24 protein-coding genes are annotated in these 25,182 nt (G+C 66.0%); 2 read left to right on the plus strand and 22 right to left on the minus strand.

Annotated features, from left to right (window positions below):
* Positions 1-173 precede the first annotated feature (173 nt).
* The 7 genes from rpsO to rimP all read right to left on the minus strand — a co-directional run bounded on the left by rpsO (position 174) and on the right by rimP (position 8,162).
* On the minus strand, positions 174-443 hold the full coding sequence (rpsO, locus tag QX010_RS09410) for a 30S ribosomal protein S15 (protein ID WP_015663225.1): 270 nt from the start codon (positions 441-443) through the stop codon (positions 174-176).
* Positions 444-445: 2 nt separating this feature from the next.
* Positions 446-1,552: a tRNA pseudouridine(55) synthase TruB gene (truB, locus tag QX010_RS09415; RefSeq protein WP_315803934.1), complete on the minus strand. Its 1,107-nt coding sequence runs from the start codon at positions 1,550-1,552 to the stop codon at positions 446-448.
* On the minus strand, positions 1,552-1,968 hold the full coding sequence (gene rbfA / locus QX010_RS09420; RefSeq protein WP_315735600.1) for a 30S ribosome-binding factor RbfA: 417 nt from the start codon (positions 1,966-1,968) through the stop codon (positions 1,552-1,554). Before rbfA ends, truB begins: the two co-directional genes overlap by 1 nt.
* Positions 1,969-2,129: 161 nt before the next feature.
* Positions 2,130-4,892 (minus strand): translation initiation factor IF-2, encoded by a 2,763-nt coding sequence (gene infB / locus QX010_RS09425; RefSeq protein WP_316179035.1) that lies wholly within the window; start codon positions 4,890-4,892, stop codon positions 2,130-2,132.
* 77 nt (positions 4,893-4,969) lie between these two features.
* Complete coding sequence (locus tag QX010_RS09430; RefSeq protein WP_316179036.1) at positions 4,970-5,683, minus strand: RNA-binding protein; 714 nt, start codon at positions 5,681-5,683, stop codon at positions 4,970-4,972.
* Positions 5,684-5,763: 80 nt separating this feature from the next.
* Positions 5,764-7,386 (minus strand): transcription termination factor NusA, encoded by a 1,623-nt coding sequence (nusA, locus tag QX010_RS09435; protein ID WP_316179038.1) that lies wholly within the window; start codon positions 7,384-7,386, stop codon positions 5,764-5,766.
* A gap of 14 nt (positions 7,387-7,400) precedes the next feature.
* The gene (gene rimP, locus QX010_RS09440) at positions 7,401-8,162 is read right to left on the minus strand and encodes a ribosome maturation factor RimP (RefSeq protein ID WP_316179039.1); all 762 of its coding nucleotides are present in this window, start codon (positions 8,160-8,162) and stop codon (positions 7,401-7,403) included.
* A gap of 424 nt (positions 8,163-8,586) precedes the next feature.
* Between rimP and QX010_RS09445 the strand changes: the two genes are divergently transcribed.
* Positions 8,587-9,663, plus strand: coding sequence for a DUF2336 domain-containing protein (locus QX010_RS09445; RefSeq protein ID WP_316179041.1), 1,077 nt, complete (start codon positions 8,587-8,589; stop codon positions 9,661-9,663).
* A 21-nt stretch (positions 9,664-9,684) separates the two neighbouring features.
* On the opposite strand, the gene QX010_RS09450 is transcribed toward QX010_RS09445, so the two are convergent.
* The 12 genes from QX010_RS09450 to tsaB all read right to left on the minus strand — a co-directional run bounded on the left by QX010_RS09450 (position 9,685) and on the right by tsaB (position 20,761).
* A complete protein-coding gene (locus QX010_RS09450) occupies positions 9,685-10,422 on the minus strand; it encodes a tRNA (guanine(46)-N(7))-methyltransferase TrmB (RefSeq protein WP_316179043.1) in 738 nt (245 codons plus the stop codon).
* The gene (locus QX010_RS09455; protein ID WP_316179044.1) at positions 10,419-11,552 is read right to left on the minus strand and encodes a M20 family metallopeptidase; all 1,134 of its coding nucleotides are present in this window, start codon (positions 11,550-11,552) and stop codon (positions 10,419-10,421) included. The genes QX010_RS09450 and QX010_RS09455 overlap by 4 nt, the downstream gene beginning before the upstream one ends.
* Before the next feature lie 322 nt (positions 11,553-11,874).
* Positions 11,875-12,291 (minus strand): helix-turn-helix domain-containing protein, encoded by a 417-nt coding sequence (locus QX010_RS09460; RefSeq protein ID WP_006615449.1) that lies wholly within the window; start codon positions 12,289-12,291, stop codon positions 11,875-11,877.
* A gap of 232 nt (positions 12,292-12,523) precedes the next feature.
* Entirely contained in the window at positions 12,524-14,119 is a 1,596-nt protein-coding gene (gene lnt, locus QX010_RS09465; protein ID WP_315803978.1) for an apolipoprotein N-acyltransferase, read from the minus strand.
* 11 nt (positions 14,120-14,130) lie between these two features.
* The gene (locus QX010_RS09470; protein ID WP_315803926.1) at positions 14,131-15,300 is read right to left on the minus strand and encodes a hemolysin family protein; all 1,170 of its coding nucleotides are present in this window, start codon (positions 15,298-15,300) and stop codon (positions 14,131-14,133) included.
* A 2-nt stretch (positions 15,301-15,302) separates the two neighbouring features.
* The gene (gene ybeY / locus QX010_RS09475) at positions 15,303-15,812 is read right to left on the minus strand and encodes an rRNA maturation RNase YbeY (RefSeq protein ID WP_315803925.1); all 510 of its coding nucleotides are present in this window, start codon (positions 15,810-15,812) and stop codon (positions 15,303-15,305) included.
* 62 nt (positions 15,813-15,874) lie between these two features.
* Entirely contained in the window at positions 15,875-16,912 is a 1,038-nt protein-coding gene (locus QX010_RS09480; protein WP_410051936.1) for a PhoH family protein, read from the minus strand.
* Positions 16,913-16,916: 4 nt separating this feature from the next.
* Positions 16,917-18,314, minus strand: coding sequence for a tRNA (N6-isopentenyl adenosine(37)-C2)-methylthiotransferase MiaB (gene miaB / locus QX010_RS09485; RefSeq protein ID WP_315803923.1), 1,398 nt, complete (start codon positions 18,312-18,314; stop codon positions 16,917-16,919).
* Positions 18,315-18,369: 55 nt separating this feature from the next.
* On the minus strand, positions 18,370-19,089 hold the full coding sequence (locus QX010_RS09490; RefSeq protein WP_316179049.1) for an HAD family hydrolase: 720 nt from the start codon (positions 19,087-19,089) through the stop codon (positions 18,370-18,372).
* Positions 19,082-19,537 (minus strand): Fur family transcriptional regulator, encoded by a 456-nt coding sequence (locus tag QX010_RS09495; protein ID WP_315803921.1) that lies wholly within the window; start codon positions 19,535-19,537, stop codon positions 19,082-19,084. Before QX010_RS09495 ends, QX010_RS09490 begins: the two co-directional genes overlap by 8 nt.
* Before the next feature lie 43 nt (positions 19,538-19,580).
* Positions 19,581-20,063 (minus strand): ribosomal protein S18-alanine N-acetyltransferase, encoded by a 483-nt coding sequence (gene rimI, locus QX010_RS09500; RefSeq protein WP_315803920.1) that lies wholly within the window; start codon positions 20,061-20,063, stop codon positions 19,581-19,583.
* Positions 20,060-20,761 (minus strand): tRNA (adenosine(37)-N6)-threonylcarbamoyltransferase complex dimerization subunit type 1 TsaB, encoded by a 702-nt coding sequence (gene tsaB, locus QX010_RS09505; protein WP_316179052.1) that lies wholly within the window; start codon positions 20,759-20,761, stop codon positions 20,060-20,062. The genes rimI and tsaB overlap by 4 nt, the downstream gene beginning before the upstream one ends.
* 254 nt (positions 20,762-21,015) lie before the next feature.
* On the opposite strand from tsaB, the gene QX010_RS09510 reads away from it, so the two are divergent.
* Positions 21,016-22,698 carry a PAS domain-containing methyl-accepting chemotaxis protein gene (locus tag QX010_RS09510; protein WP_316179055.1) on the plus strand — a complete coding sequence of 561 codons (1,683 nt, stop codon included), beginning with the start codon at positions 21,016-21,018 and terminating at the stop codon, positions 22,696-22,698.
* Positions 22,699-22,780: 82 nt separating this feature from the next.
* Here the strand turns inward: QX010_RS09510 and QX010_RS09515 are convergent, their stop codons facing one another.
* The 3 genes from QX010_RS09515 to trpS form a co-directional block, all read right to left on the minus strand.
* Entirely contained in the window at positions 22,781-23,350 is a 570-nt protein-coding gene (locus QX010_RS09515) for a NifU family protein (RefSeq protein ID WP_316179056.1), read from the minus strand.
* Positions 23,351-23,458: 108 nt separating this feature from the next.
* Complete coding sequence (locus QX010_RS09520; protein WP_315716941.1) at positions 23,459-23,953, minus strand: universal stress protein; 495 nt, start codon at positions 23,951-23,953, stop codon at positions 23,459-23,461.
* 154 nt (positions 23,954-24,107) lie between these two features.
* Complete coding sequence (gene trpS / locus QX010_RS09525; RefSeq protein WP_315803916.1) at positions 24,108-25,160, minus strand: tryptophan--tRNA ligase; 1,053 nt, start codon at positions 25,158-25,160, stop codon at positions 24,108-24,110.
* Positions 25,161-25,182 lie beyond the last annotated feature (22 nt).

Below are 25,182 nucleotides of genomic sequence, written 5' to 3' on the forward strand. Positions count from 1 at the left end.
GCTGCTGAAGCGTACTGCATGGTCCTGGTCGGATCAGTCGAAGAGCGTATCCGCTTCTTTCCAGATCCGGCCAGACCGCATGATCCCGGATGAGCGAACGCCGCGCGTGCGGCGTCCTCAGGATCATGTCGTCAACGCGCGCAATGATGCGCGCGCTCATTCCATAGCGAAGCTCAACGACGAATGTTGTGCTTCTCGAGCAGCGCCTTGTAGCGCGCCTCGTCGTTCTTCTTCAGATAGTCCAGCAGCGAACGGCGGGTCGACACCAGCTTCAGGAGGCCGCGGCGGGAGTGATTGTCCTTGCCGTGGGTCTTGAAATGGCCGGTCAGGTTGTTGATGCGTTCCGACAGGATCGCAACCTGCACCTCGGGAGAACCGGTATCACCGGCCTTGGTGGCGTTCGCCTTGATGATTTCCGCCTTGCGCTCTGCGGTCACCGACATCGTCAGTCTCTTTCGTTGCGACCGGAGCTGGCAGTCAGTCCGGTCAGGTTGAACACGCGCTTGGGGATGAGTTCGCCATTGCCAATTTCGGCAAGCGCCAGAAGGCGGCCTGCGACCGTGACATAGACTGTGCCGCTACTATTGGGCGCATCCCGTCCGCGCAACAAAACGGCCTGGCCCCTGTGGAGCCTTGCCGCATCAGCCCGAGTGACGGCCAGTGCCGGGATGTCGTCCAGCGCGGTCTCAACGGGCAGGAGTGCGTCGGCGAGGCTTCCCTCACCGGACGCGGCTCTATTGCACAAAGCCTCCAACTGTTCCAGCGGAATCATGTCGTTCTCGGTAAACGGACCCACCAGGGTCCGCCGGAGCGCGCTGATATGGCCGTAACAGCCGAGGAGGCGGCCCATGTCGCGGGCCAGCGCCCGGACATAGGTTCCCTTGCCGCATTCCGCCTCGAATACCGAATGGTCGGTGTCGGGCTGGTCGACGAGGGTCAGTTCATGGATCTCGACCGGGCGCGGCTGCAGCTCGACGACCTCGCCGTCGCGGGCGAGATCATAGGCGCGCTCGCCCTGGACCTTGATCGCGGAATAGCGCGGCGGCGTCTGCTCGATCCGGCCGGTAAATTGCGGCAGCAGCGCCCGGATCGCCGCGGCATCCGGCCGGCTGTCGCTGGTCTCGACAACCCGTCCTTCGGTGTCGTCGGTATCGCGCTCCTCGCCCCAGGTCACGGTGAAGCGGTAGCGCTTGCGGCCGTCCATCACGAAGGGGACCGTCTTGGTGGCTTCGCCCAGCGCGATCGGCAGGCCGCCGGAGGCGAGCGGATCGAGCGTGCCGGCATGGCCGGCGCGCTTGGCCTGGAACAGGCGCTTCACCACCGCCACGGCCTGGGTCGAGGTCATGCCGATCGGCTTGTCGAGCACGACCCAGCCATGGACGTCGCGACGATCGCGGCGCGGCTGGTTGCCCTGACCGTTTCCTTGGCGCTGCTTGTTGCGCGGATCATTGTTGTCGCGCAACGGGCGTCCGTCGGCAGAATGGATCGTCTTGGCCGTGGTCGGTTCGGCGCTCGGCGCGTCGACAGTGCCGGTTTCGGGGGGAATGGTCATCAGCTCTCTTCCGAATCCGAATTGAGGTCTCTCTGCACCGCGGGTGTTCGCAGTAATTTCTCGATCCGTTCCGCTTCGTCGAATCGCTCGTCGACGCGGAAGCGGATGTCAGGTGCAAATTTCAGGTTAACGCGCCGCGCGATGTCGCCGCGCAGGAACTTCTTGTTGCGCTCCAGCGCCGCGAGCACGACGTCCGTATCCTGTCCGCCGAGCGGCATGATGTAGATCGTGGCGAGCTTCAGGTCGGGCGACATGCGGACTTCGGGCACCGTGATGATGTGTCCCTCCAGGTCCGGGTCGTGCACGTCACCGTGGCTGAGAATGTCGGCGACAGCGTGACGCACGGTCTCGGCCACGCGCAACTGACGCTGCGAGCCGCCGGAAGCGGCGCTTCCCCTCTGGTGATGGCGAGGCATTTTTCAAAAAATCCAATGGATCGTCGCCCGGCGTGAGCACGGGCGAGAGGATCATTCTGATTGAGTTCAACGACGCTTCGTTAAGTTCAAGAGGCGCAGCGATTCCGCATCTGCACGGAATCGCTGCTCACTCGAATTGCAGCGCTCTGTAGGATTCGGACTTACAGCGAGCGCTGGATGGTCTCCACGCGATAACATTCGATGACGTCGCCGACACGCATGTCGCCGTAGCTCTCGAAGGCCATGCCGCATTCCTGGCCGGCCTGCACTTCCTTCACTTCGTCCTTGAAACGCTTCAGCGTCGACAGCTTGCCCTCGTGAACCACGACGTTGTCGCGGATCAGGCGGACATTGGCGCCGCGTTCGACAGTGCCGTCGGTGACGCGGCAGCCGGCGACCTTGCCGACCTTGGAGATGTTGAACACCTCGAGGATCTGCGCATTGCCGAGCATGGTTTCCCGAAGCGTGGGGGCCAGGAGACCGCTCATCGCCTTCTTCACGTCATCCACGAGGTCGTAGATGATGTTGTAGTAGCGGATCTCGATGCCGTTGCGCTTGGCGAGCGCGGCCGCTTCCTTGTTGGCTCGCACCGAGAAGCCGATGATCGCGGCGTTGAAGCCTTCGGCCAGCGTGACGTCGGACTCGCTGATGCCGCCGACGCCGGCATGCAGGATGCGGGCGGCGACCTCCTCGGTGCCGAGCTTCTCCAGCGAGCCGAGAATGGCTTCCAGCGAGCCCTGCACGTCGGCCTTGATGATCAGCGGGAATTCCTTGCGGCCCACGGTCTTCAATTGCGACATCATCTGTTCGAGCGAACCGCGCATGCCGGAGATCGAGGCTGCCGCGTTCTCGCGCTTCTGGTGCGCGCGGTAGCTGGTGACCTGGCGGGCACGGGCTTCGTTCTCGACGACGGCGAGACGATCGCCAGCTTCCGGCGGACCGTTGAAGCCGAGCACCTCGACCGGCACCGACGGGCCTGCCTCCTGCAACGTCTCGCCCTGGTCCGAGATCAGCGCGCGGACGCGGCCCATCTCGGCGCCGGCGACGATGATGTCGCCGACCCGCAAGGTGCCGCGCTGAACCAGCACGGTGGCGACCGGGCCGCGGCCGCGATCGAGCTTGGCTTCGATCACGGTGCCCTCGGCCGGGCGATCCGAATTGGTCTTGAGGTCGAGGATGTCGGCCTGCAGCGCGATCATCTCGAGCAGACGATCGAGATTGGTCTTGTTCTTGGCGGACACCTCGACGTCGACGACCTCGCCGCCCAGCGATTCGACCTGCACCTCGTGCTGGAGCAGCTCGGTGCGGACGCGCTCGGGACGGGCGTCGGGCTTGTCGATCTTGTTGATCGCCACGATCATCGGCACCTTCGCCGCCTTGGCGTGGTTGATGGCCTCGATCGTCTGCGGCATGACGCCGTCATCGGCCGCGACCACCAGCACGACGATGTCGGTGACCTTGGCGCCGCGGGCGCGCATCGCGGTGAACGCGGCGTGGCCGGGCGTGTCGATGAAGGTGATCTTCTTGCCGCTATCCGGCGCGGTCACCTGATAGGCGCCGATGTGCTGGGTGATGCCGCCGGCTTCGCCAGACACCACGTTGGCGTGGCGCAGCGCGTCGAGCAGCGAGGTCTTGCCGTGGTCGACATGGCCCATGACGGTGACGACCGGCGAGCGCGGCTCGGTGTCGGTCGAATCGTCGACGACGTCGAACAGGCCCTCTTCCACGTCCGAGGCGGCGACGCGCTTGACCGTGTGGCCGAGTTCTTCCGCGATCAGCTGCGCGGTGTCGGCATCGATCACGTCGGTGATCTTGTGCATCGCGCCCTGGCGCATCAGCAGACGGATCACGTCGACCGCGCGCTCCGACATGCGGTTCGCCAGCTCCTGGATGGTGATGGCTTCCGGAATCGTCACCTCGCGGACGAGCTTCTCCTTCTGCTCGTTGGCGGCATGGCCCTTCAGGCGCTGCGTGCGGCGGCGGAACGACGCGATCGAGCGCTCGCGCACATCGTCGGCCGTGAGCGCCGTGACCACCGTCAGGCGGCCGCGCTGCTTCTGCGGACCCGGCTTGTGCGTGGTCTTCGGCGGCGGCGCGGGACGCGCGGCTCCGCCGGGCCCCCTGCGGATCTGGCGCGGACCCTCATCCTCGTCGGGACCGGCGGCAACCGCCGCCGGCGCGCGGCCGAGCGGGCCGCCTGCGGCAGGACGGGCGCCGGCCGGGCGGCCGCCCGCTGGCTGAGCGCCGCCGGGCCGCGAGCTCGGACCACCAATCTGCTGCGGCCGGCTGCCCGGTGCGCCGACGGGCCTGCCGGGGGCGGGCGTCGAGCGGGCCGGTGCGGTCGCGGCGGGCTGCGGCGCGGATGTCGCCGGACGGGGCGCCTCGCCTTCACCGAACCGCTTCTTGGCCTCGAGCTCGGCCTTGCGCTTGGCTTCCTCTTCGTGACGGTGCCGCTCTTCCTCGGCCTTGCGGCGCGCCTCGGCAGCCTCGCGCTCGGCGCGTTCGGCGGCTTCGCGCTCGGCGCGGCGGCGGGCTTCCTCTTCGGCCTGGCGGCGTTCCTCGATGTCGCGCACGCGGGCGTCGGCCAGCGCGCTGGCGCGCGCCGAGCGCTCGTCCTCGGTCAGGGTGCGGAGCACGACGCCTGAGCCGCTGCGCTGTGGACCGGATGACCGCGGCCCGGACGGGCGGTTGCTCGTCGGCGGCGGCGTCGGCGCCTTGGCGACGGTCGGCTCCGGCGCGTGCGGCGCATCGGGCGCCCCATCGCCGACACGGCGCTTGGTGCCGCGCTTCTCGACCACCACCTGCTTGCTCCGGCCATGTGGGAAGCTCTGGCGTACCGTGCCAGTCTCGACGCGCGGCTTCAGCGTCAAGGTCTTGGTCGGGACACTCAGTTTCTTGTCGCCCGGAGTGTTGTTGTCGGCCATTCAGTCGTCCTAATCTCGTTTACCTGCGTGCGGGTCTGCCGCACCGTCCCATTCGTGCAATCGTCGCGTATTCGTCGCTATGTCTTCGAAGTCGAAGCAGATTTCGTGGCCGCGGTTCCGGCAATCTTGTCAGCGTCGGCCGACCGGTATCGGACCAGTGTCTGGCTGCGCGACAGGAATGTCCTGCTCGCCGGGCCTGCGAGCACGGCAGCATGTATCACATTTGAGCGCCCAAGTGCCAAATCCAATTCTGCCGAAGTGAGACAGCAGATGATCGGAATTGTCGGGGCTTGGCCCTGACCCTCGGCGTTCGGCCGCACCAGCGCGTCGAGCTTGCGGATCCCGTCGGCTGCACCGTCCGCAGCATGGACGAGGGCTGCCAAGGTCGACCGTGATGGCCGCTGCGACAGCGCCGCTTCCACCTTGGAGAAACCGGAGACGACCTCGCCGGCCTTGGCGGCAATCCCCAGCGCTTCGATCGCGCTGCGGGCCAGCAAGGCTTCCAGGTCTTCGGGAAGGGTAGGCGGGACGCGGACGTTGGTCTTGAAGCCTCGGCTGAAATGGTGACGCCGCACCGCCTCCGCAACCGCCTGGCGCGAGGCGGTGATCCACAAGCCCCGCCCCGGCAGCTTGCGCTTGATGTCGGGCACGACCTCACCCGACGGTCCGACGACGAAGCGGATCAGCTCGCCGATCGGCCGCACTTCGCGGCTGACCGCGCACATGCGCATGGTCGCGGACTTCTCGGTCCGCGGTCCATTGTCGAGCTCGGGGTCGGCCAAAGCGAGCATGCGGTGATGCGGCTCCTCATCTCAAGCGAGCTGGGTCAGGGTGGGCGTCATTGCGGTGTCCATGGGGCGAGCCAAACGGGTCAGGCGGGCTGTCCTTCGGTCGTTTCGTCCTCATTCTCGGGTTCGGCTTCGGCCTTGGCGAGGTCAGCCTCACTGATCCAGCCGGCCTTGACGCGGGCCTGCATGACCATGGCTTCGGCGTCATCGCGGGAGACATCGAGACCATCGAGGAAGCCGGGGAATTTGGTGGCTTCGCCCCCCTCCTTGCGCTCGGTCCAGCCGACCAGATCGTCGGTGGCGCAGCCCGCGAGGTCCTCGACTGTCTTGATGTCGTTCTCGCCGAACTTGACCAGCATCTTGGTGGTGACGCCGGGCACGTCCTTCACCGCGTCCTCGACGCCGAGCTCCTTGCGCCTGGCCTCGAGCTCGGCTTCCTGCTGCTCGAGGAATTCGCGGGCGCGGGTCTGCAGTTCGGTCGCGGTCTCCTCGTCGAAGCCCTCGATGCCGGCGAGATCCTTGAGGTCAACCAAAGCGAGCTCCTCGACCGAGGTGAAGCCCTCGGACGCCAGCAACTGTCCGACGACCTCGTCGACATTCAGCGATTCCATGAACACGCGGGTGGAATTCTCGAAGTCGGCCTGGCGGCGCTCCGATTCCTCCTGCTCGGTCAGGATGTCGATGTCCCAGCCGGTCAGCTGCGAAGCCAGGCGGACGTTCTGGCCGCGGCGGCCGATCGCCAGCGACAGCTGGTTGTTGGTGTCGGGCACCACGACCTCGATGCGCTCGCGGTCCTCGTCGATGACGACCTTGGCGACTTCGGCCGGCGCCAGCGCGTTGACCACGAAGGTCGCGATATCGGGCGACCATGGAATGATGTCGATCTTCTCGCCCTGCAGCTCGTTCACCACGGCCTGCACGCGCGAGCCGCGCATGCCGACGCAGGCGCCGACCGGGTCGACCGAGGAATCGCGCGACACGACGCCGATCTTGGCGCGCGAGCCGGGATCGCGGGCGACCGCCTTGATCTCGACGATGCCGTCATAGATTTCCGGCACCTCCTGCGCGAACAGCTTGGCCATGAACTGCGGATGGGTGCGCGACAGGAATATCTGCGGGCCGCGGGTCTCGCGGCGCACGTCGAACACATAGGCGCGGACGCGGTCGCCGTTGCGGAACACTTCGCGCGGCAGCATCTCGTCGCGGCGGATGATCGCCTCGCCACGGCCGAGGTCGAGGATCACGCTGCCATATTCGACGCGCTTGACGACGCCGTTGACGATGTCGCCGATGCGGTCCTTGAACTCCTGGTACTGCCGGTCACGCTCGGCCTCGCGCACCTTCTGCACGATGACCTGCTTGGCCGACTGCGCGGCGATGCGGCCATATTCCAGCGGCGGCAGCGTGTCGGCGATGGTGTCGCCGATCTGCGCGCCCGGGTTGGCACGGCGCGCATCATCCAGCGAGATCTGGTTGGAGGGGTTCTCGACTTTCTCGACCACCAGCATGTGGCGCGACAGCCGCAGCTCACCCTTCTTCGGATCGATCTCGGCATGAACGTCGGTCTCGCTGCCGTAGCGGGCGCGGGCGGCCTTGGCGATCGCGTCTTCCATCGCGGCGATCACGATGCCGCGGTCGATCGACTTCTCGCGCGCGACGGCGTCGGCGATCTGCAGCAGTTCCAACCGGTTGGCGCTGACGGCCATGGCTCAAGTCTCCTCTAATCAGGATCGATCTCGCCCCTGCGCGCGCGGTCGGCAGCGAGGCGATGTTTCTTGGTGTTGGTCGGCAGCGGCTTCTTGGCCGGCTGCTTGTCTTTCAACTTCGGCTTCGGCTTGGCCTGCGCGGCCGGCTTGGCATGCGGCGCCAGCGGCGGTGCGATGCCAAGCTCGCGCTTCTTCTCACGCTCGGCGGCCTTGCCGCGGCGCATGGATTCGGCGATCAGCTCGTCGGTCAGCACCATCTTGGCGTCGCCGATGTCGGTCATCGGCAGCACGACATCGGCATCCTGGTCCTTGGCGACGTCGTCGCGGGTGATGCGGACGCCGTCACCTTCGACCCCCTTGATGATGCCGCGGAAGCGTTTGCGGTTCTGATGCGCCACCGCCATCTCGATCTTCACGAGATGCCCGACATGGCGCTCGAAATCGGAGCGGCGGACCAGCGGCCGGTCGATGCCCGGCGAGGAGATCTCCAGCCGGTAGGCACGGTCGATCGGGTCGGCGATATCCAGCACCGGCGACAGCGCCCGCGACACGGCCTCGCAATCCTCGATCTGCATCGTGCCGTCGGGGCGCTCGGCCATCACCTGGACGGTGCAGCCGGCCTCGCCGGAGATGCGGATCCGCACCAGACGGTACCCCATTCCCTGCAGCACGGGGTCAGCCACCGCCGCGACGCGCGCCGCGACGCCCGGCTCGACGACGAGACGGGGCTCGGTCAGGAGGTCGGTGTCAGCGGTTGCGAACGTAGGTTCCGTCATAGAGGCGTCGATCGCGTGTCTTGCTTGGTTGGGCCGTCGGGCCTGTTCGATCGCGCTCACCGGACCGATCCCGCCCGTGGCGGAGCGATCCAGGTAACAAAAAAGAGCGGGTCCGGAAGGGCCCACCCTCACTACGCGATCGTATATGAGATGATGTTTGATGGCGCTCATATAGCCGCTTTGCCGCCTGACGGCAAGGGTCGTGTCGGCTCAAACGGCGCCTGGAACTGGGAATCTGCTCCGCGCCAGGAGTGCGGATCGGATCGTTTTCCCCGACCGGGAACGGCCGAATGCCGCGGGGTCTAACCCTTCATTCACCAAGATCGCTTAAAAATGAGCTGAGTTCGCGCTTTTTGCCTCCGTAGTCGTGCCGCACGGAGCGGAGCGCACGGAAACGTGTCGTGTTGCGTATCGAGTAGACGTCATGACCCCGGCAACCGCGCTGATCCCCGGCCTCGGCCGGATCGTCAGGCAGGGCAATGCTGAACGCGGCCTCGAGGCCACGCGCCGCATCGCCGACCTGTTCTTCGAGGATGCGACGAAGCTGCGTCCCGAGCACATCAATCTGTTCGACGGTCTCCTGATCGATCTGGTCCCTTTCGCGGATTTGCCCACGCGGATCGATCTGGCGGAGCGGTTGTCGCGGCTCCTCAGGGCGCCCCGTGCCGTCGTCAGCCGGCTGGCGCACGACGACGAGGTTGAGGTGGCGGGTCCGCTGTTGCGGCGTTCGCTCGTGCTCGACGATCCCGTGCTCATCGCCATTGCGCGCGACAAGAGCCAGGGACATCTGCTCGCGATGGCAGAGCGGACGCGCCTGTCGGCCGATATGACCGATGTGCTGGTGCGCCGTGGTGATCGCGACGTGGTGCGGCGGACCGCTGCCAATGATGGCGCCGCGTTTTCCCCGCGCGGCTATGCCGCGCTGATCCACCGCGCGAGTTCAGACGGCGTGTTGACGCTCACGGTCGGCCGGCGCGACGATGTTTCCGACGATCATCTGCGACAATTGCTGGCCGGTGCGCTCGATGTCGTCAGGCGGCGGCTGTTCGATGTGGTGCCGCCGGACAAGCAGGCGAGGATCAAGCAGGCCCTCGCCGAGCTCGCCGATGCGGCACAGGCAACAGACAGCACGCGCGATTTCGTGCCGGCGCAGCGGACCATCCTGTCGCTGTATGAAGCCGGTGCCTTGGACCAGTCGGCGCTGTTCGGCTTCGCATCCGAGCACAAATACGAGGAGGTCATCGCGGCGCTCGCCGCAATGACGGGATTGAAGATCGCGACGCTCGACCGGCTCATGTCGGGCGATCGTCACGATCCGCTTCTGATCCTGGGGCGTATGATCGGGCTCGATTGGCGCACCGTGCACGCACTGATCCTGCTGCGCCTCGGACCGAAACGCGTGCCGGCGCAGCGCGACATCGATGCGATCAGGGTCAACTACGCGCGCCTGCTGCCATCGACCGCCGAGCGGGTCGTCGCGTTCTGGAAGACACGGCATTGAATGACGCCCACGGCGCAGTGGTCAGCGCCGGCGGAAGATCAGGTAGTTGGCGACGCGGCCTTCGCGCGTCGCCTTCCGTCCGTAGCGCGTCATGGTGTAGCCCGGCCAGGGCAGACGCCAGTCGTCGGCGCGCTCGGCCGTCCAGGCGAACTCGGGCGACCGGAGCAGATGCCACAGCGTCCAGGCGCAATAGTCGGCGATGTCGCTGACGAAGCGGAACTCGCCGCCGGGCCTCAGGACGCGCGCCATCGCGGCGATCGTCGCATCCTGCACGAAACGCCGCTTCCAGTGCCGCCGCTTCGGCCAGGGATCGGGATGGATCAGGTCGATCCGCTGCAGCGACTGCGGCGGCAGCCAGGCCAGCAGTTCGGCGGCGTCGCCGGCCAGCAGCCTGATATTGCCGATGTTGTCGGCCTCGATCGCCGACAGGATCTTGGCCATGCCGTTGACATAGGGCTCACAGCCGATGAAGCCGGTGGTCGGAAACGCCTTTGCTTCGGCGGCAAGATGCTCGCCGCCGCCAAACCCGATCTCCAGCCGCAGCGCGTCGACCGGCGGATCGTACAGCGTGGGCAGCACGGCATCCGCGGGAGCGGCGAGATCGAGCGCGAGATGCGGCAGCAGGTTGCCGACCAGGTCGGCCTGATGCGCCCGCAGCTTGTGGCCCTTGCGCCGGCCGAAGAACGAGCCCTGACCATGCAGGGCCGCGGTGTCGGTGTGATTGTCGTCGTCGACGGGCATGTTGATTGCGGTGCTCATCGCAGCGTTTCATAGAGGCGGTAGAGCAGCCTTGTCCGCGGCTCGATCGAGGAGATGTACATCTGCTCGTAATGCGTATGCGCGCCCTTGCCATCGACGCCGAGCCCATCGAGCGTCGCCGTGAACGGTGCGGTGAAATTGCCGTCGGAACCGCCGCCGGTATAGGTGTCGATCAGCTCGAAGCCGATTTCGTCGGCGAGCGATTTCGCATGCTCGAACAGGGCGGCGCCGGCGTTGCCCTTGACGTAAGGCGGCCGGTTCACCTCGCCGCTCACTTCGACCGTGACGCCATCGCTGCGCGAGGTCAGCCCCAGGATCTTGGGCAGGATTTCCTCGGCATCGGCAGGCGTCGGCAGCCGTGCGTCGACCTCGGCATAAGCTTCCTCGGCGATCACGTTCGGACGTGTTCCGCCGCGCACGACGCCGACATTCACGGTGATGCCGCGGGCGGGGTCGTTGAGCGCCTCGAGGGCGTGAATGACGTTGGCGAGTTCGCGGATCGCACTGCGTCCATCCTGTGGACGCGCGCCGGCATGCGCGGGCACGCCGCGGATCGTCACGTCGAACCGCGCCACGCCCTTGCGTCCGGTCACGATCTTGCCGCCGTCACGCGCGGGCTCGGTGACGAGGACGTATTTGGCCTTGCGGCCTTCCTCCTCGATCAGCGCGCGCGAGGTCGGGCTGCCGATCTCTTCATCCGAGACGAACAAATGAGTAATGCCGAGCGGCGATTTTTGACCGCCTGCGCAGAGTTGACGAAAGGCGTGGAAGGCGAGATACGCGCCGCCCTTCATGTCGTAGATCCCCGGACCGTACGCGACGTCGCCGTCGACCGAGAACGGCAGCCGCGCGATGAACCCGATCGGATGCACCGTGTCGAGATGGCTCAGGACCAGGATGCCAGGCTCGTCCTGTCCCCACGACGACCGTGCGACGAGGTGGTCGCCGCAGCCGTCGCGTCCGGCGATCCGTTCGATCGTGGCATCGAGCCCCCGATAACCATCCGCGACAAGGGAAGCCAGCTTGTTGACCTGATCAGGCGCCTCGGTCGGGGTCTCGATCTCGACCCATTGGCGGATGCCTTCGAGAATTGTGCGACTATCGAACGGGCTGCTGCTGCTGGTTGTCATGAGCTTTGTAAATCGTTCTCGATGGTTACGAAGTGGTAGCAGGCGGTTGGGCGCGCTGGCGCGTCGCGGGGCGGGTTGGCGGCCGGGACGCCGGAGTTCCAGGCCACATGTGCATAAAAAGATTTAGAGCGCGATAGCCTTTCCCGAAGGGGAGCCATCGCGCTCTATTGGTCGTGATCCAACCTGTCTATCGGTTCATTCGTCTGCGGAATGAAGCGTGCCCAGCGCGTCGTCCGCAAACGTGCCCCGCTGATGGCCCCCCGAGGGCGCTGACATTCCTATGAGAGTGATCACGATAGGAATGTCAGCGCCGGCGCATCAGCTAGCCTTCTTCCGGAGCTTCGCGATCAGCGATCTGCTCGACCAGGTCGACGATGCTGCGACGAAGCTTCGAATCGTGGATCCGCGTGAATGCGCGGGTCAACGCCAGTCCTTCGGAGGTCGCCAGGAAATCAGACACATAGGCGGGCGAAGCGCCTTCGCCGAAAGCTTCACCGTTGGTCCCGCCACTCGGGACCCCTTCGAACAGGAAGGAGACCGGGACCTGCAGAACCTCCGATATCTGCTGAATCCGGCTGGCGCCGACTCGATTGGTGCCTTTTTCGTACTTCTGTATCTGCTGGAACGTGAGTCCGAGAGCCTCACCAAGTTTTTCCTGGCTCATGCCCAACATGATACGGCGCATCCGCACCCGGCTGCCGACATGCTTGTCAACAGGGTTGGGCGCTTTCGTCGACATCTCTCAACTCCTTAGAATGGGCCTCGGAACGAGGCGGTCGCAGTATGCCTCAGGCGCTCACACCGTCAATTTCTGTTCGCATGTCGTACTAACGAAGACGGCCGAGCAACGAACTGGACGGCTCATGCTGCCGCGCGAGAATGCGAATTGCAGCAGCTATCTGTCAACACTTGGGGTTTTGCTTGTCAAAAAAAATCTTACGGACCCGGAAAGAATCGAGATCTTGCTGTCGTCAGGGAAGCTTTTGAGCAACACGTCTGCGAACGACGGTGCTCAGGGCGATCACTAACAGGATCGCAACCGGAATGTCGCCGAGCCTTGCATAGACGGTCGGCTGCAACGCAACAGGCAGCGCGGAATCCAGCACGCCCTCTGCGCCGAGAGGCAATTGCTTAACGATACGGCCGACGGGATCGATCACTGCGGAGATGCCGGTGTTCGCAGATCGAACTAATGGAAGTCCTTGCTCGATCGCGCGCCACTGCGCCTGCTGCAGATGCTGATGAGGACCGGTCGATATGCCGAACCAGCCATCGTTCGTCAGGTTGACGATCCAGCCCGGTCGTTCTTCGCTCGGCACGCTGTCGCTCGGAAAGATCGCCTCGTAGCAGATCAAAGGAAGCACACGTGGGGCGTGTGGCACGTCCAGGTTGCGTCGCACCGTGCCGGGGATGAAGCCGCCCTGCACCCGCGTGAGCTGCTCGAGCCCGATCCGCTCCAGCAGAGTCTGGAACGGCAGGAACTCGCCGAATGGGACCAGATGGAGCTTGTCGTAGACCGACAGCACGGTGCCGTCGTGATCGATCACGTAGATCGAATTGTAGGCCCGGGTGATGGGGGTGTTGCGAGGCGCGTCAGGGGCGCGGACCGAACCGGTGATCAGCACAGTGCCCGGTGACAGCAGGTCGGCGATCTGGCCCATCGCGTCCGCCTCGCGGGTCAGGAAGAACGGGAACGCCGATTCCGGCCAGATCAGGACGTTGGCGTCCCGGACACCGGTGGCGTTCGGGCCGGAGGCGCGGTCCGACAGCGCCAGATAGCGGCGCATGACGTCGGCCTTGGCGCCGTAGTTGAACTTCACGTCCTGTTGCAGGTTCGGCTGCATGATCCGCAGCTTGAGGTCGGCGACGAAGGCGGTCGGATGCAGCCCGAGCCGGATGACGCCGAACACGCCCATCATCACGAGCAGGGCGGCGGCCGCGGCCGGCGCCCGCCAGCGCTCACGCCAGGTCTTGCCGTCGATCAGCACTGCGGGGCTGGCGAAGATCGCGATCGTCAGGAGCGTCATGCCCCAGATCCCGATCAGCGAGGTGGCCTGCGCCAGCGCCAGCGGCCGCGACAGGGCATAGCCGAACGTGTCCCAGGGGAAGCCGGTCAGCGCGTGGCCGCGCAGCCATTCGCTCGCGGTCAGGCAGACGGCGAGCGCCAGGATGCGGGTTGCATCACGCGTCCAGATCAGCCGGGCCAACGCGAAGCCCAGAGCCGGAAACAGCGCGAGATAGGCCGGCAGGCCCAGCACGGCGAACGGCATCAGCCAGGCGAAGGTGTCGGCATCGACCAGGAACGCGTTGCCGATCCAGTACAGGCCGGGCACGAAATAGCCCATGCCGAAGCAGAAGCCGGTGAACGCGGCAGCCGGGATGCCGCGCCGCCGTCCCGCCGCGGCGCCGTCGATCAGCCAGACCAGAACAGGGAAGGTGATCGCGAGCACCGGCCAGGCGTTGAACGGGGCCATTGCCAGCGAGGAGAGCGCGCCGGCGGCGAGCGCGATCGCCGCACGCTTCCAGCCCCAGGCCAGGACAACGCCGATGGCGAGGCCGCGAATCATCGATGGGCGGATCACTGTGAGCTGGCTCCGTCGCCCCGTGGCGGGCTGCTATCATCATGGACCGGCGCAGGGCCGGCCTCTGCCGGCGGCGGCTCGGCCGGGACGTCCGTGTCCGGCGGGGTCACTTCCGGCGCAACGTCTCGACGCCGGCTTTCGCGCGGCGGGCGGGGCGTGGGGCGTTCCTTGCGCGGCGCGATGCGCAGCCGCTTGACCCGGCGCGGATCGGCATCGAGCACCTCGACCTCGAAATTGCCGGGGCCGGAGATCAGTTCGCCGCGCACCGGCAGCCGGCCGACATGGTTGACGAGATAGCCGCCGAGCGTCTCCACGCCCTCGCCGGCCTCGCCCGTCACGAACTCCTCGCCGATCACCCGGCGGACGTCGTCGAGGCTGGCGCGGGCGTCCGCGATGAAGGCGTTGTCGGCCTGCCGCACGATCGCCGGCGGCTCGTCGCTGTCGTGCTCGTCGTCGATCTCGCCGACGATCTGCTCGACGATGTCCTCGATCGAGACCAGTCCGTCGGTGCCGCCATATTCGTCGACCACCAGCGCCAGATGGATGCGCGAGGCCTGCATCTGCGCCAGCAGATCGATCGCGCGCATCGATGGCGGCACATAGAGCAGCTTGCGGATGATGTTGGCCTCGAACAGCGGCATCGAGAGGTCGACTGCCTTCAGGTCGAGCCCGGCCGGCAGCGGCTTCTTGCGCCGCGCCTTGACCTCGTCCGAGACGCGCGCCTGTGCGGTGGTGAAGGCGAGCAGGTCGCGGATGTGGACCATGCCCTCGGGATCGTCGAGCGTGTCGTTGTAGACCACGAGCCGTGAATGCGAGGCACTCTCGAACAGGCTCATCAGCTCGCCGAGCGTGATGTCGCGCCTGACCGCGACGATGTCGGCGCGATGTACCATCACGTCGGCGATCCGCCGCTCGTGCAGATCGAGGATGTTGCGCAGGAGCGTGCGCTCGACCGCGGAGAAGCCGATGTCGTCGGGTGTCGAGGCGTCGAGCACGACCTGCAGGTCGTCGCGCACCGATCCGCCGCCCTTCCATCCGAACAGATTGCGCAGCGCGCGAAAAAGCCAGTTCTCGCTCGGCGAGCGGCCGAGCTCGGATGCCGGCACCACGGCCGGAAGATTGCGCGTGTTGCGCGGATTGTCGTGAATGGGTTCGGAGTCGGCCATGATCAATTCGTCCGCTCCCGGTCGGCATAGGGATCGGGGATGCCGAGATGGGCCAGGATCTCGCGCTCGAGCGCCTCCATCTCCTCGGCCTCGTCGTCGGTCTCGTGATCGTAGCCGATCAGGTGCAGGAAGCCGTGCACCGCGAGATGGCTGAGGTGCTGGTCGAACGGCTTCTGCTCCTCGTCGGCTTCGCGCCGCAGCGTCTCGTAGGCGATGGCAATGTCGCCCAGCATGCGCGGCGCGTCGTCGTCGCCACGCGGGCCGGTCGGCTGCAGCGCCGGAAACGACAGCACGTTGGTCGGCTTGTCGATGCCGCGCCAATTGCTGTTCAGGGTGCGGATGCCGTCGTCGTCCGTCAGCATCACCGCGATCTCGGCGTCGCCGACGTCCGCGTCGACCGTCTCGGCGGCGGCGACGATGGCGCGATGTATGACGTCCTCGGCGTCGGGCTGGTCCTGCCAGCAGTCGGCGGCGACGATCACCTCGGTGGTTGGAATGGGACTTTGTGGCATCCTGGTCGTTCTGTGCGGATGGCGCTTGGATCACGCGCCGATCGGCGAGCTTGCTCTCGGGGTCAGCGCGCCTTTGGGCTCTCATAGGCGGCGACGATACGCGCCACCAATTCGTGGCGAATGACGTCCTCGCCGGTGAACCTGACCTGCGCGATCCCGTCGACGCCGTCGAGCAGCCGCGCGGCCTCGGCGAGGCCCGACGTCTGGCCGTTCGGCAGATCGACCTGCGAGGGATCGCCGGTGATGATCATGCGGCTGTTCTCGCCCAGGCGCGTGAGAAACATCTTCATCTGCATCGATGTCGTGTTCTGCGCCTCGTCGAGAATGATCGCGGCATTGGTCAAGGTGCGCCCGCGCATGAAGGCGAGCGGCGCGATCTCGATCTCGCCGGCCTGCAGCGCACGCTCGACGATGCGCGCATCCATCAGATCGTACAGCGCGTCGTAGATCGGGCGCAGATAGGGATCGACCTTCTCGCGGAGGTCACCAGGCAGGAAGCCGAGCCGCTCGCCGGCTTCGACAGCCGGGCGTGAGAGGATGATGCGGTCGACTTCCTTCCGCTCGAACAGCTGCGCTGCATGCGCGACCGCGAGCCAGGTCTTGCCGGTGCCGGCCGGACCGATGCCGAACACCAGCTCGTGGCGCTTCAGCGCGCGGATATAGGAATCCTGCGCGGCGGTGCGGGCGCGCACCGGACGCTTGCGCAGGTTGATGCTCTCGAACGCGTTCTTGGCGTTCTTGGCGTCGAACTCGAACAGCGAGCCCTGCGCGACCACGGCGCGGATCGCGCCCTCGACGTCGCCCTGCGCCAGATCCTGGCCCTTGACGGCCTGCGCATAGAGCGATTCCAGCACGCGCCGCGCGGCATCGCAGCCGTCGCGGGTGCCGCCGATGGTGATGTGGTTGCCGCGGGAATCGACGACGACGCCGAGGCGTCGTTCGACCAGCGCCAGGTTCTGGCCGTAGGGGCCGACCAGGGCGGATGCGGCGCGGTTGTCGTCGAAATCGATGACGACCTGGGTCTCGGGGGCCATGGACATGTCGCGGTCGTACTTGCGGCTGGGAGCGAGGGAAGACGAATCCGATGCGCTCTTGGGCAAGTGCTCAGCCTCCGATGGACACGAGGGGCGTGGGGGAGATCACTGCCGGCGCGGCCGTGACGAGCTCGCCGAGCAGGCTGTAGCGTTCGAGACTGTCGATCCGCACCGGCAGAACCTGGCCGATGATGTCGTCGGACGCCATGACGTGAGCCGGCTGCAGATACGCGGTCCGTCCGACGAGCTGCCCGGGCCTGCGCGCTGGCCGCTCGAACAGCACGTCGACGACCTGGCCGATCGCGGCCTTGTTGAAGGCTGCTTGCTGGCTGTCGATCAAGCTCTGGAGGCGCTCCAATCGCTCGTCCATCTCGGTCGCTGACACCATCTCCGGCATGTCCGCTGCCGGAGTTCCCGGACGCGGCGAATACTTGAACGAATAGGCCGCAGCGTAGCCGATTTGGTCGATCAGGGCGAGGGTGGCGCGAAAATCTTCCTCGGTCTCGCCCGGGAACCCGACGATGAAATCCGAAGAGAATGCAATGTCGTCACGGACGGCGCGGAAACGGTCGACGACTTTGCGATAATCGGTCGCCGTGTGTTTGCGGTTCATGGCGCTCAGGATGCGGTCGGATCCCGACTGAACCGGCAGATGCACGAACGGCATCACCGCTGCGAGATCGCGATGCGCCGCGATAAGGCTGTCGTCGACGTCGTTAGGATGGCTGGTCGAGTAGCGGATCCGCGCCACGCCCGGAATCTCGGCAATCCTGTAGAGCAGCCGACCCAGCGTCCAGGGCCGGCCGTCGGGGCCTTCGCCGTGATAGGCGTTGACGTTCTGGCCGATCAAAGTGATCTCGCGAACGCCGTTGTCGGCGAGCTGCGCCACGTCGTCGACGATGCGCGCCACCGCGCGCGACATCTCGCTGCCGCGTGTATATGGCACCACGCAGAAGGTGCAGAACTTGTCGCAGCCTTCCTGCACGGTGACGAAGGCCGAGACGCCGCGGGCGCGGATGGCCTCGCGGCTGGGCTTCGCCAGGAAGCCGAACTTGTCGTCGGCCGGGAATTCGGTCTCGATCGCCCGCTCGCCGCGGCGGGCCTGGGCCAGGAGCTGCGGCAGATGGTGGTAGCTCTGCGGCCCGACCACGACGTCGACGGTGGGGGCGCGGGTGATGATCTCCTGGCCTTCCGCCTGCGCCACGCAGCCGGCCACGGCGATCTGCATCGTCCGGCCGGCCCGCGCGGCGTCCTCCTTGGCGACCCGCAGCCGCCCGAGCTCCGAATAGACCTTCTCGGAGGCCTTCTCGCGGATGTGACAGGTGTTGAGGATCACGAGATCGGCGTCGCTGGCCTCGGCGGTCTCGACGAAGCCCTCAGGCCCCAGCGTGTCCACCATGCGCTGGGCATCGTAGACATTCATCTGGCAGCCATAGGACTTGATGTGCAGCTTGCGCGGCGGCGTCATGAACCCTTGCATGCAGTCGGAGGCGCGCCCAATTGGCGCCGCGCTCAGATATAGGCTAGGGGGCCGGAAATCCAGCGATCGCGGGCTTTTTCTCGGCCAGCCGGCTCAGAATCGCCGGCAACTGCCGCATGTCGTCGAAAACCAGGGTGGCGCCGGCGGCGCGCAGGTCGTCGGCGTGCCCGGGCCAGCAGTGGCTGCCGCCGTGAAACCCAAGCACCGTCATGCCGGCGGCGACACCGCCCCGGATACCGGCCGTGCTGTCCTCGACCACCACGCAGGCCGCGGGACGCGCCTTCATCTGCGCTGCCGCGAACAGGAACAGATCGGGCGCGGGCTTGCCGTTCTCGACCTGGGAGGATGAGAAGATGTGCGGGGCGAGGCGATCGTAGAGCCGGGTGGCGCCGAGGCTGACGCGCATGCGCTGGTGCGATCCGGAGGAGGCGACGCACACCGGCACGTCGATGGTGTCGAGCGCCTCCATGATCCCGTCGATGGCCGCGAGGTCCTGCTCGAAGGCGCGGAACAGGCGATCCTGCAGTTTCGGGTTGAAATCGTCGGGCAGGCTGCGGCCGAGTTCGGCCTCGACCTCGAGCTTCGCCTGTTTCAGCGACCGGCCCAGGAACCGCGCGAACACCTGCTCGGTCGTGATCGGATAGCCGCACAGGCTGAGCACGTCGGCGTGCGTCTGACAGGAGATCACCTCACTGTCGACCAGCACGCCATCGCAATCGAAAATGACGAGATCGAAGTTCGAAGCCGGCGCTACGTCAGCCATTCGTCTCTTCGTCGAGCGGCACGCAATACAGCTCCAGCCGGTGGTCGACCAGCTTGTAGCCGAGCTTGCGGGCGATCTCGGCCTGCAGCTTCTCGATCTCCTCGGAGGTGAACTCGATCACCTTGCCGTCGCGCAGATTGATCAGATGATCATGATGGCTGTCGCGCATCTGCTCGTAGCGGGCGCGGCCCTCGCGGAAATCGTGGCGCTCGATGATGCCGGCATCCTCGAACAGCTTCACGGTGCGATAGACCGTGGAGATCGAGATCTTGTCGTCGACGGCGACGCAGCGCCGGTACAACTCCTCGACGTCGGGATGGTCGCAGGCTTCCGCGAGCACGCGGGCAATGACCCGGCGCTGCTCGGTCATGCGCATGCCGGTGGCGGCACAGCGGGCCTCGATTCCGGTGGAATTGAGCGCTGGCGTAGTTTTCAAGGAGGAGGTCATCGTGTCTCGCCTCAAGGATGCGCTTTCTGCCACCAAGCGCAGGTTACGACAAGTCCCGGCGCATCAGAAGCGCATTCAACTGTTCCCCGCCGGGCTGAAGGTAATAGCGTTCCCGACGGCCCACGGTCGCAAATCCGGCGCGTTCATAGAGTCGGCGGGCCGGCTGGTTGTTTTCCTCCACTTCGAGAAAGACCGTCCGGACCCCGCGCCCCGCGAGGTGCCCGAGATGCTGCAGCAACAGATCACGAGAAAATCCGCGGCCGCGCTGATTTGGGTCAAGTGCAACTGACAATATTTCCGCTTCGTCCGCGCCGATCCGCGAGACGATGAAGCCTATGAGCTTCCGCCCGAGCCGCAGCCGATGGATCATGGTGTTGCGCTCGGCCAGCATCGCCTCGAACTCGCCTTCGCCCCAGCCGCGGTGAAACGAGGCGGCGTGGATCTGGGCGAGTCTGGCGGCGTCGCGCAGCGAGGCCGCTTCGATCAACGGTTTGGGGCTGCCGAGCCAGCGGAAGAACATGTTCATGACGAGATGGCCGTCTGCACCGGTTGACGCGTTGCGCCGGCGGGCGGCTTGACGTCGGGTGCGCGCAGATAGAATGGCCGCGCCGGCGCGTGCACTGGGTCGGCGGCCGCGCCGAGCCAGGCGACCCAGCCGATGTCGGGTCCGTCTTGCGACTCGACCGCAACTGGCGCGGCTGATTCCTTCGGCCACCGCTCGGCCAGCAGCGCCGCGGCGTTGCCGACGAGGTGTGGGGCGCCGAGCCGCGCGACCGCCAGAACGTCGTCCAGCGCAGCCACCTGGGGCGCGACCAGCTCCTCGCCGTTGCCGCTCACGACTTGGTAGTAGACATGGTCGTGCCGGGCATCGATCGCCGAGATCACCGGGTTGGCGCGGTCCTCGCTGACGATCGGCGCCGCGTAGGCGGACAACGTGGTCACGCCGACGACCGGCTTGTGGGCGGCCAATCCGATGCCGCGGGCGGCGGAGAGCCCGACCCTCAACCCCGTGAAGCTCCCGGGGCCGGTCGTCACCGCGATGCGGTCGAGATCGGCGAAACCGACGCCGGATTGCTGCATCACGCGCGCGAGCAGCGGCATCAGGGCCTCCGCGTGGCCGCGCTTCATCGGGAGTGTCTCCTGCGCGCGCATCAAGGCCGAATCAGTATCCAGCACGGCAGCGGCGCAATGGTCGAGGGCAGTATCGATGGCGAGGATCAACATCCGGTCGGGTTCGCATTGAAGAGAGCGCAAATACCTATTGTGGTACCGTGATAAAGTTAGTTGACGCCTTCTTACATCCTCATCGGGAAAAACGCATCAAGGCGCAACTACTGATACGCTAAGTTACTGAACTATATGCCATTTAAGCAAATCTTTCCGCGCCTGTGGGAATTATCCGCTCGGCACGTTCGGGGGAGAGATGACGCGCCGCCCGTTGGCGGATGGCCGCCCCCGTCCCGAGAAGAGGAATTTCCATGTCATTCTGGTCAGGCAGTTCGGCATCGCGCGATGCGATGGCGCAGGTCGCGGCGATCAACCGCTCGCAAGCGGTGATCGAGTTCAACACCGACGGCACGATCATCACCGCCAACCAGAATTTCCTCGACGCGATGGGCTACTCGCTGAGCGAGATCCAGGGCCGCCACCACGCGATGTTCGTTGCGCCCGAGATGCGCGACAGTGCCGAGTACCGCGCCTTCTGGGCCGATCTGCGGGCCGGGAAGTTTCGTTCGGGGGAGTACAAGCGGTTCGGCAAGGGCCACCGCGCCGTCTGGATCCAGGCGAGCTACAATCCGGTGATCGACGGCGGCAAGCCGGTCAAGATCATCAAGTTCGCAACCGACATCACCGAGCAGAAGATGCGCAGCATCGAGGACGCCGGCAACATCGCGGCGATCGGGCGCGCCCAGGCGGTGATCGAGTTCAATCTCGACGGCACCATCATCGATGCCAACGATCAGTTCCTGAGCGCGATGGGCTACACGCTGGCCGAGATCAAGGGCCGGCATCACAGCATGTTCGTGCTGCCCGACGAACGCGACAGCGCCGCCTACAAGGAATTCTGGACCAGCCTCAGTCGCGGCGAATTTCGCTCGGGCGAGTTCAAGCGTTGCGGCAAGGGCGGCCGGGAGATCTGGATTCTCGCGTCCTATAACCCGATTCTCGATGACGAGGGGCGGCCGTTCAAGGTCGTCAAATACGCCTCCGACGTGACGCAGCAGAAGCTGGCTGCGGCCGATTTCGCCGGCCAGATCGCCGCGATCCGCAAGTCCCAGGCGGTGATCGAATTCGACCTGAACGGCATCGTGCTCGACGCCAACGAGAACTTCCTCGCCACGCTCGGCTACACGCTGGCGGAGATCAAGGGTCAGCACCATCGCATGTTCATGCCGGCGGGCATGGGCGACAGCGCCGCGTATCGCGAGTTCTGGGCCGCGCTCGGCCGTGGCGAATTCCAGATGGGCGAGTTCGAGCGCGCCGGGAAGGGCGGACGACAGGTCTGGATTCAGGCGAGCTACAATCCGATCAAGGATCTCAACGGCAAGCCGTTCAAGATCGTGAAATTCGCGAGCGACGTCACTGCGCAGGTGATCAGCCGCATGAAGGGCGACAAGGTGCGCGGCATGATGGAGCACGTCGCCGCCGGCGCCGAGCAGCTCAATTCCTCGGTGCAGCAGATCGCCGATGCCATGGCGAAGTCGAAGGAGACGGCGACGGCGGCGGTATCGCGCGTCGAAGACGCGGACCAGCAGGCCAAGCGCCTGTCCTCGGCAGCCGGCGCCATGAGCAGCATCGTCGAGCTGATCGGCAGCATCACCGGCCAGATCAATCTCCTGGCGCTCAATGCGACGATCGAATCGGCCCGTGCCGGCGAGGCGGGGCGCGGCTTTGCCGTCGTCGCCGGCGAGGTGAAGAACCTGGCCACGCAGGCCAAGCAGGCCACCGATCGCATCGGCAGCGAGATCGGCAATCTCAACGGCATCTCGTCCGACGTCGTCGGCGCGCTCGGCGCCATCAAGAACGCGATCGAGAGCGTGAATGACTACGTTTCATCGACGGCGCGCGCCGTCGGCGAGCAGAGCGCCGTCACCAGCGAGATGTCGGAGAACATGCGCCAGGCAGCTGCGGAGGCAGCGTCCATCGGCAAGGCGGCGTAGAGAGCGAATGGCGAATAGGGAACAGCGAATAGGGAATGCATCTACTCGCTACTCACTATTCCCTACTCGCTCGCCCCCCTTGTCACATCGGCCGGACTTCGACCACCTCGGGCACGAAATGCTTCAGCAGGTTCTGGATGCCGTGCTGCAGGGTCGCGGTCGATGACGGGCAGCCGGAGCAGGCGCCCTTCATGTTGAGATAGACGATGCCGTCCTTGAAGCCGCGGAAGGTGATGTCGCCGCCGTCATTGGCCACGGCCGGGCGGACGCGGCTCTCGATCAGGTCCTTGATCATGCCGACCGTCTCGGTGTCGGCCTCGTCGTAGAACTCGTCGTCCTCGTCGGCGGATTCGTCATTGGCGGCGCTGCCGTCGGCGAGCAGCGTCGCGCCCGACATGTAGTGCTCCATGATCGCGCCGAGGATCGCCGGCTTGAGGTGCTGCCATTCACCGTCGCTCTTGGTGACGGTGATGAAATCGGCGCCGTAGAACACGCCGGTGACGCCGTCGACGGCGAACAGGCGCTCGGCCAGCGGCGAGCGCGCGGCGGCGTCGCGGCTGTTGAATTCCATCGTGCCAGCGGGCAGCACGACGCGGCCCGGGATGAACTTCAAGGTGGCGGGATTGGGGGTGGCTTCGGTCTGGATGAACATGGTTTTCTCCGGCAGCGCCGGTTCAAGGCCGGCCTGTGGTGTCCTCATAGCAGATGGCGCGAGCGCGCGCACGATCAAGGGGGCTCGGCCGGCGTTTCCGCTCTAAGCCTATGAAAGAGCGTCGAGATCGGCGTCACCGAGATCGCCCGGCACGATCACCAGCGGGATCGGGAAGGCGCCGCTCGTCTTGGTGACATGGGTGACCAGGGGTCCCGGCCCCTCGGGGCCCGAATGGGCGGCGAGCACCAGCAGCGCGATGTCGCTGTCATGCTCGATCGTCTCCAGGATCTGCGCTGTCGGCTCACCCTCGCGGATGACCCGTTCCGGCGCGGTCACGCCGATCGCGGACAGCAGCGCCGCGGCCTGGTCGAGCTCGGCATGCGCTTGCTCCTGCGCCTCCGCCCGCATCAGGTCGGCGACCCCCAGCCATTGCTGGTTCTGATCCTCCGTTTCGATGACGTGGAGCATGACGATGCGGCCACCGGAACGGACCGCCCAGCGGCCGGCATAGCGGACCGCGCGGTCCCATTCCTCGCTGTCGTCGACCACGACCAGGCATTTCGGCGCATGGCCGGTCTGGTAGCTCTGCCGCTGCGCCGCCATCGCGTTCCCGCCTGCTGCTGCGAGTCGATCCGGCCGCGATGCTGCCACAGCCCATCTCCGTTGGGGAGAGGGCTGCGGGTTCCATGGCGCCTGCAATGACACCGGTGGTGCGGCAGCAAGGCCGACTTCGGGAGCTCGCGCCGTGCCGCTCTGGTCAGGGCTTGCGGATGAAGCCGACGATGTCCTTGGCCGTCTTCATGGTCTCCGCGGCGATGGCCTGGGCGCGGTCGGCGCCGTCGACCAGCACGGACTCGACGTAGCCGGGATCGGCGGTCAGGCGCTTCATCTCGGCGGCGATCGGCCCGAGCTTGGTGACGCACAGCTCGACCAGCGCATTCTTGAAGCTGGAGAACTGGCCGCCGCCGAAATCCCTGAGCACATCGGCCTTGCTGCGGTCCGACAGCGCGGCGTAGATGCCGACGAGGTTATCGGCCTCGGGACGTGCGTCCAGCCCCTTTTCCTCGGTCGGCAGCGGCTCCGGATCGGTCTTGGCCTTGCGGACCTTCTGCGCGATCGTATCGGCATCGTCGGTGAGGTTGATGCGCGAATAGTCCGAGGCATCGGACTTCGACATCTTCTTGGTGCCGTCGCGCAGCGACATCACGCGCGTCGCGGGACCGGTGATGAAGGGTTCCGGCAGCGGGAAGAACAGGCCGTCGCCGAAGCCGTGGCTGCGGATCGAGTCGCCAAAATCATTGTTGAACTTTTGCGCGATGTCGCGCGAGAGCTCGAGATGCTGCTTCTGGTCCTCGCCGACCGGAACATGGGTGGCGCGGTACAGCAGGATGTCGGCGGCCATCAGCACCGGATAGTCGTACAGGCCGACCGATGCGTTCTCGCGATCCTTGCCGGCCTTCTCCTTGAACTGCGTCATGCGGTTCAGCCAGCCGATGCGCGCCACGCAGTTGAAGATCCAGGCCAGCTCGGCGTGTCCCGAGACCTGGCTTTGGTTGAACACGATGTGCTTCTTCGGATCGATGCCGGCGGCGATGAAGGCGGCCGTGACCTCGCGGGTGTTGCGCGCGAGCTCGGCGGGGCCGCCCCAGACGTCGATCGGCATGGTGATCGCGTGCATGTCGACGACGCAATAGATGCAGTTGTGGGTCTGCTGCATCTTCACGAAGTTGACGATCGCGCCGAGATAGTTGCCGAGATGCAGGTTGCCGGTCGGCTGGACGCCCGAGAAAACCCGTTCCACGAAGGCCATGATCACTGTTCCGGATGATGGA

Source organism: Bradyrhizobium sp. SZCCHNRI1009, assembly GCF_032487575.1.
Classification (GTDB): domain Bacteria; phylum Pseudomonadota; class Alphaproteobacteria; order Rhizobiales; family Xanthobacteraceae; genus Bradyrhizobium.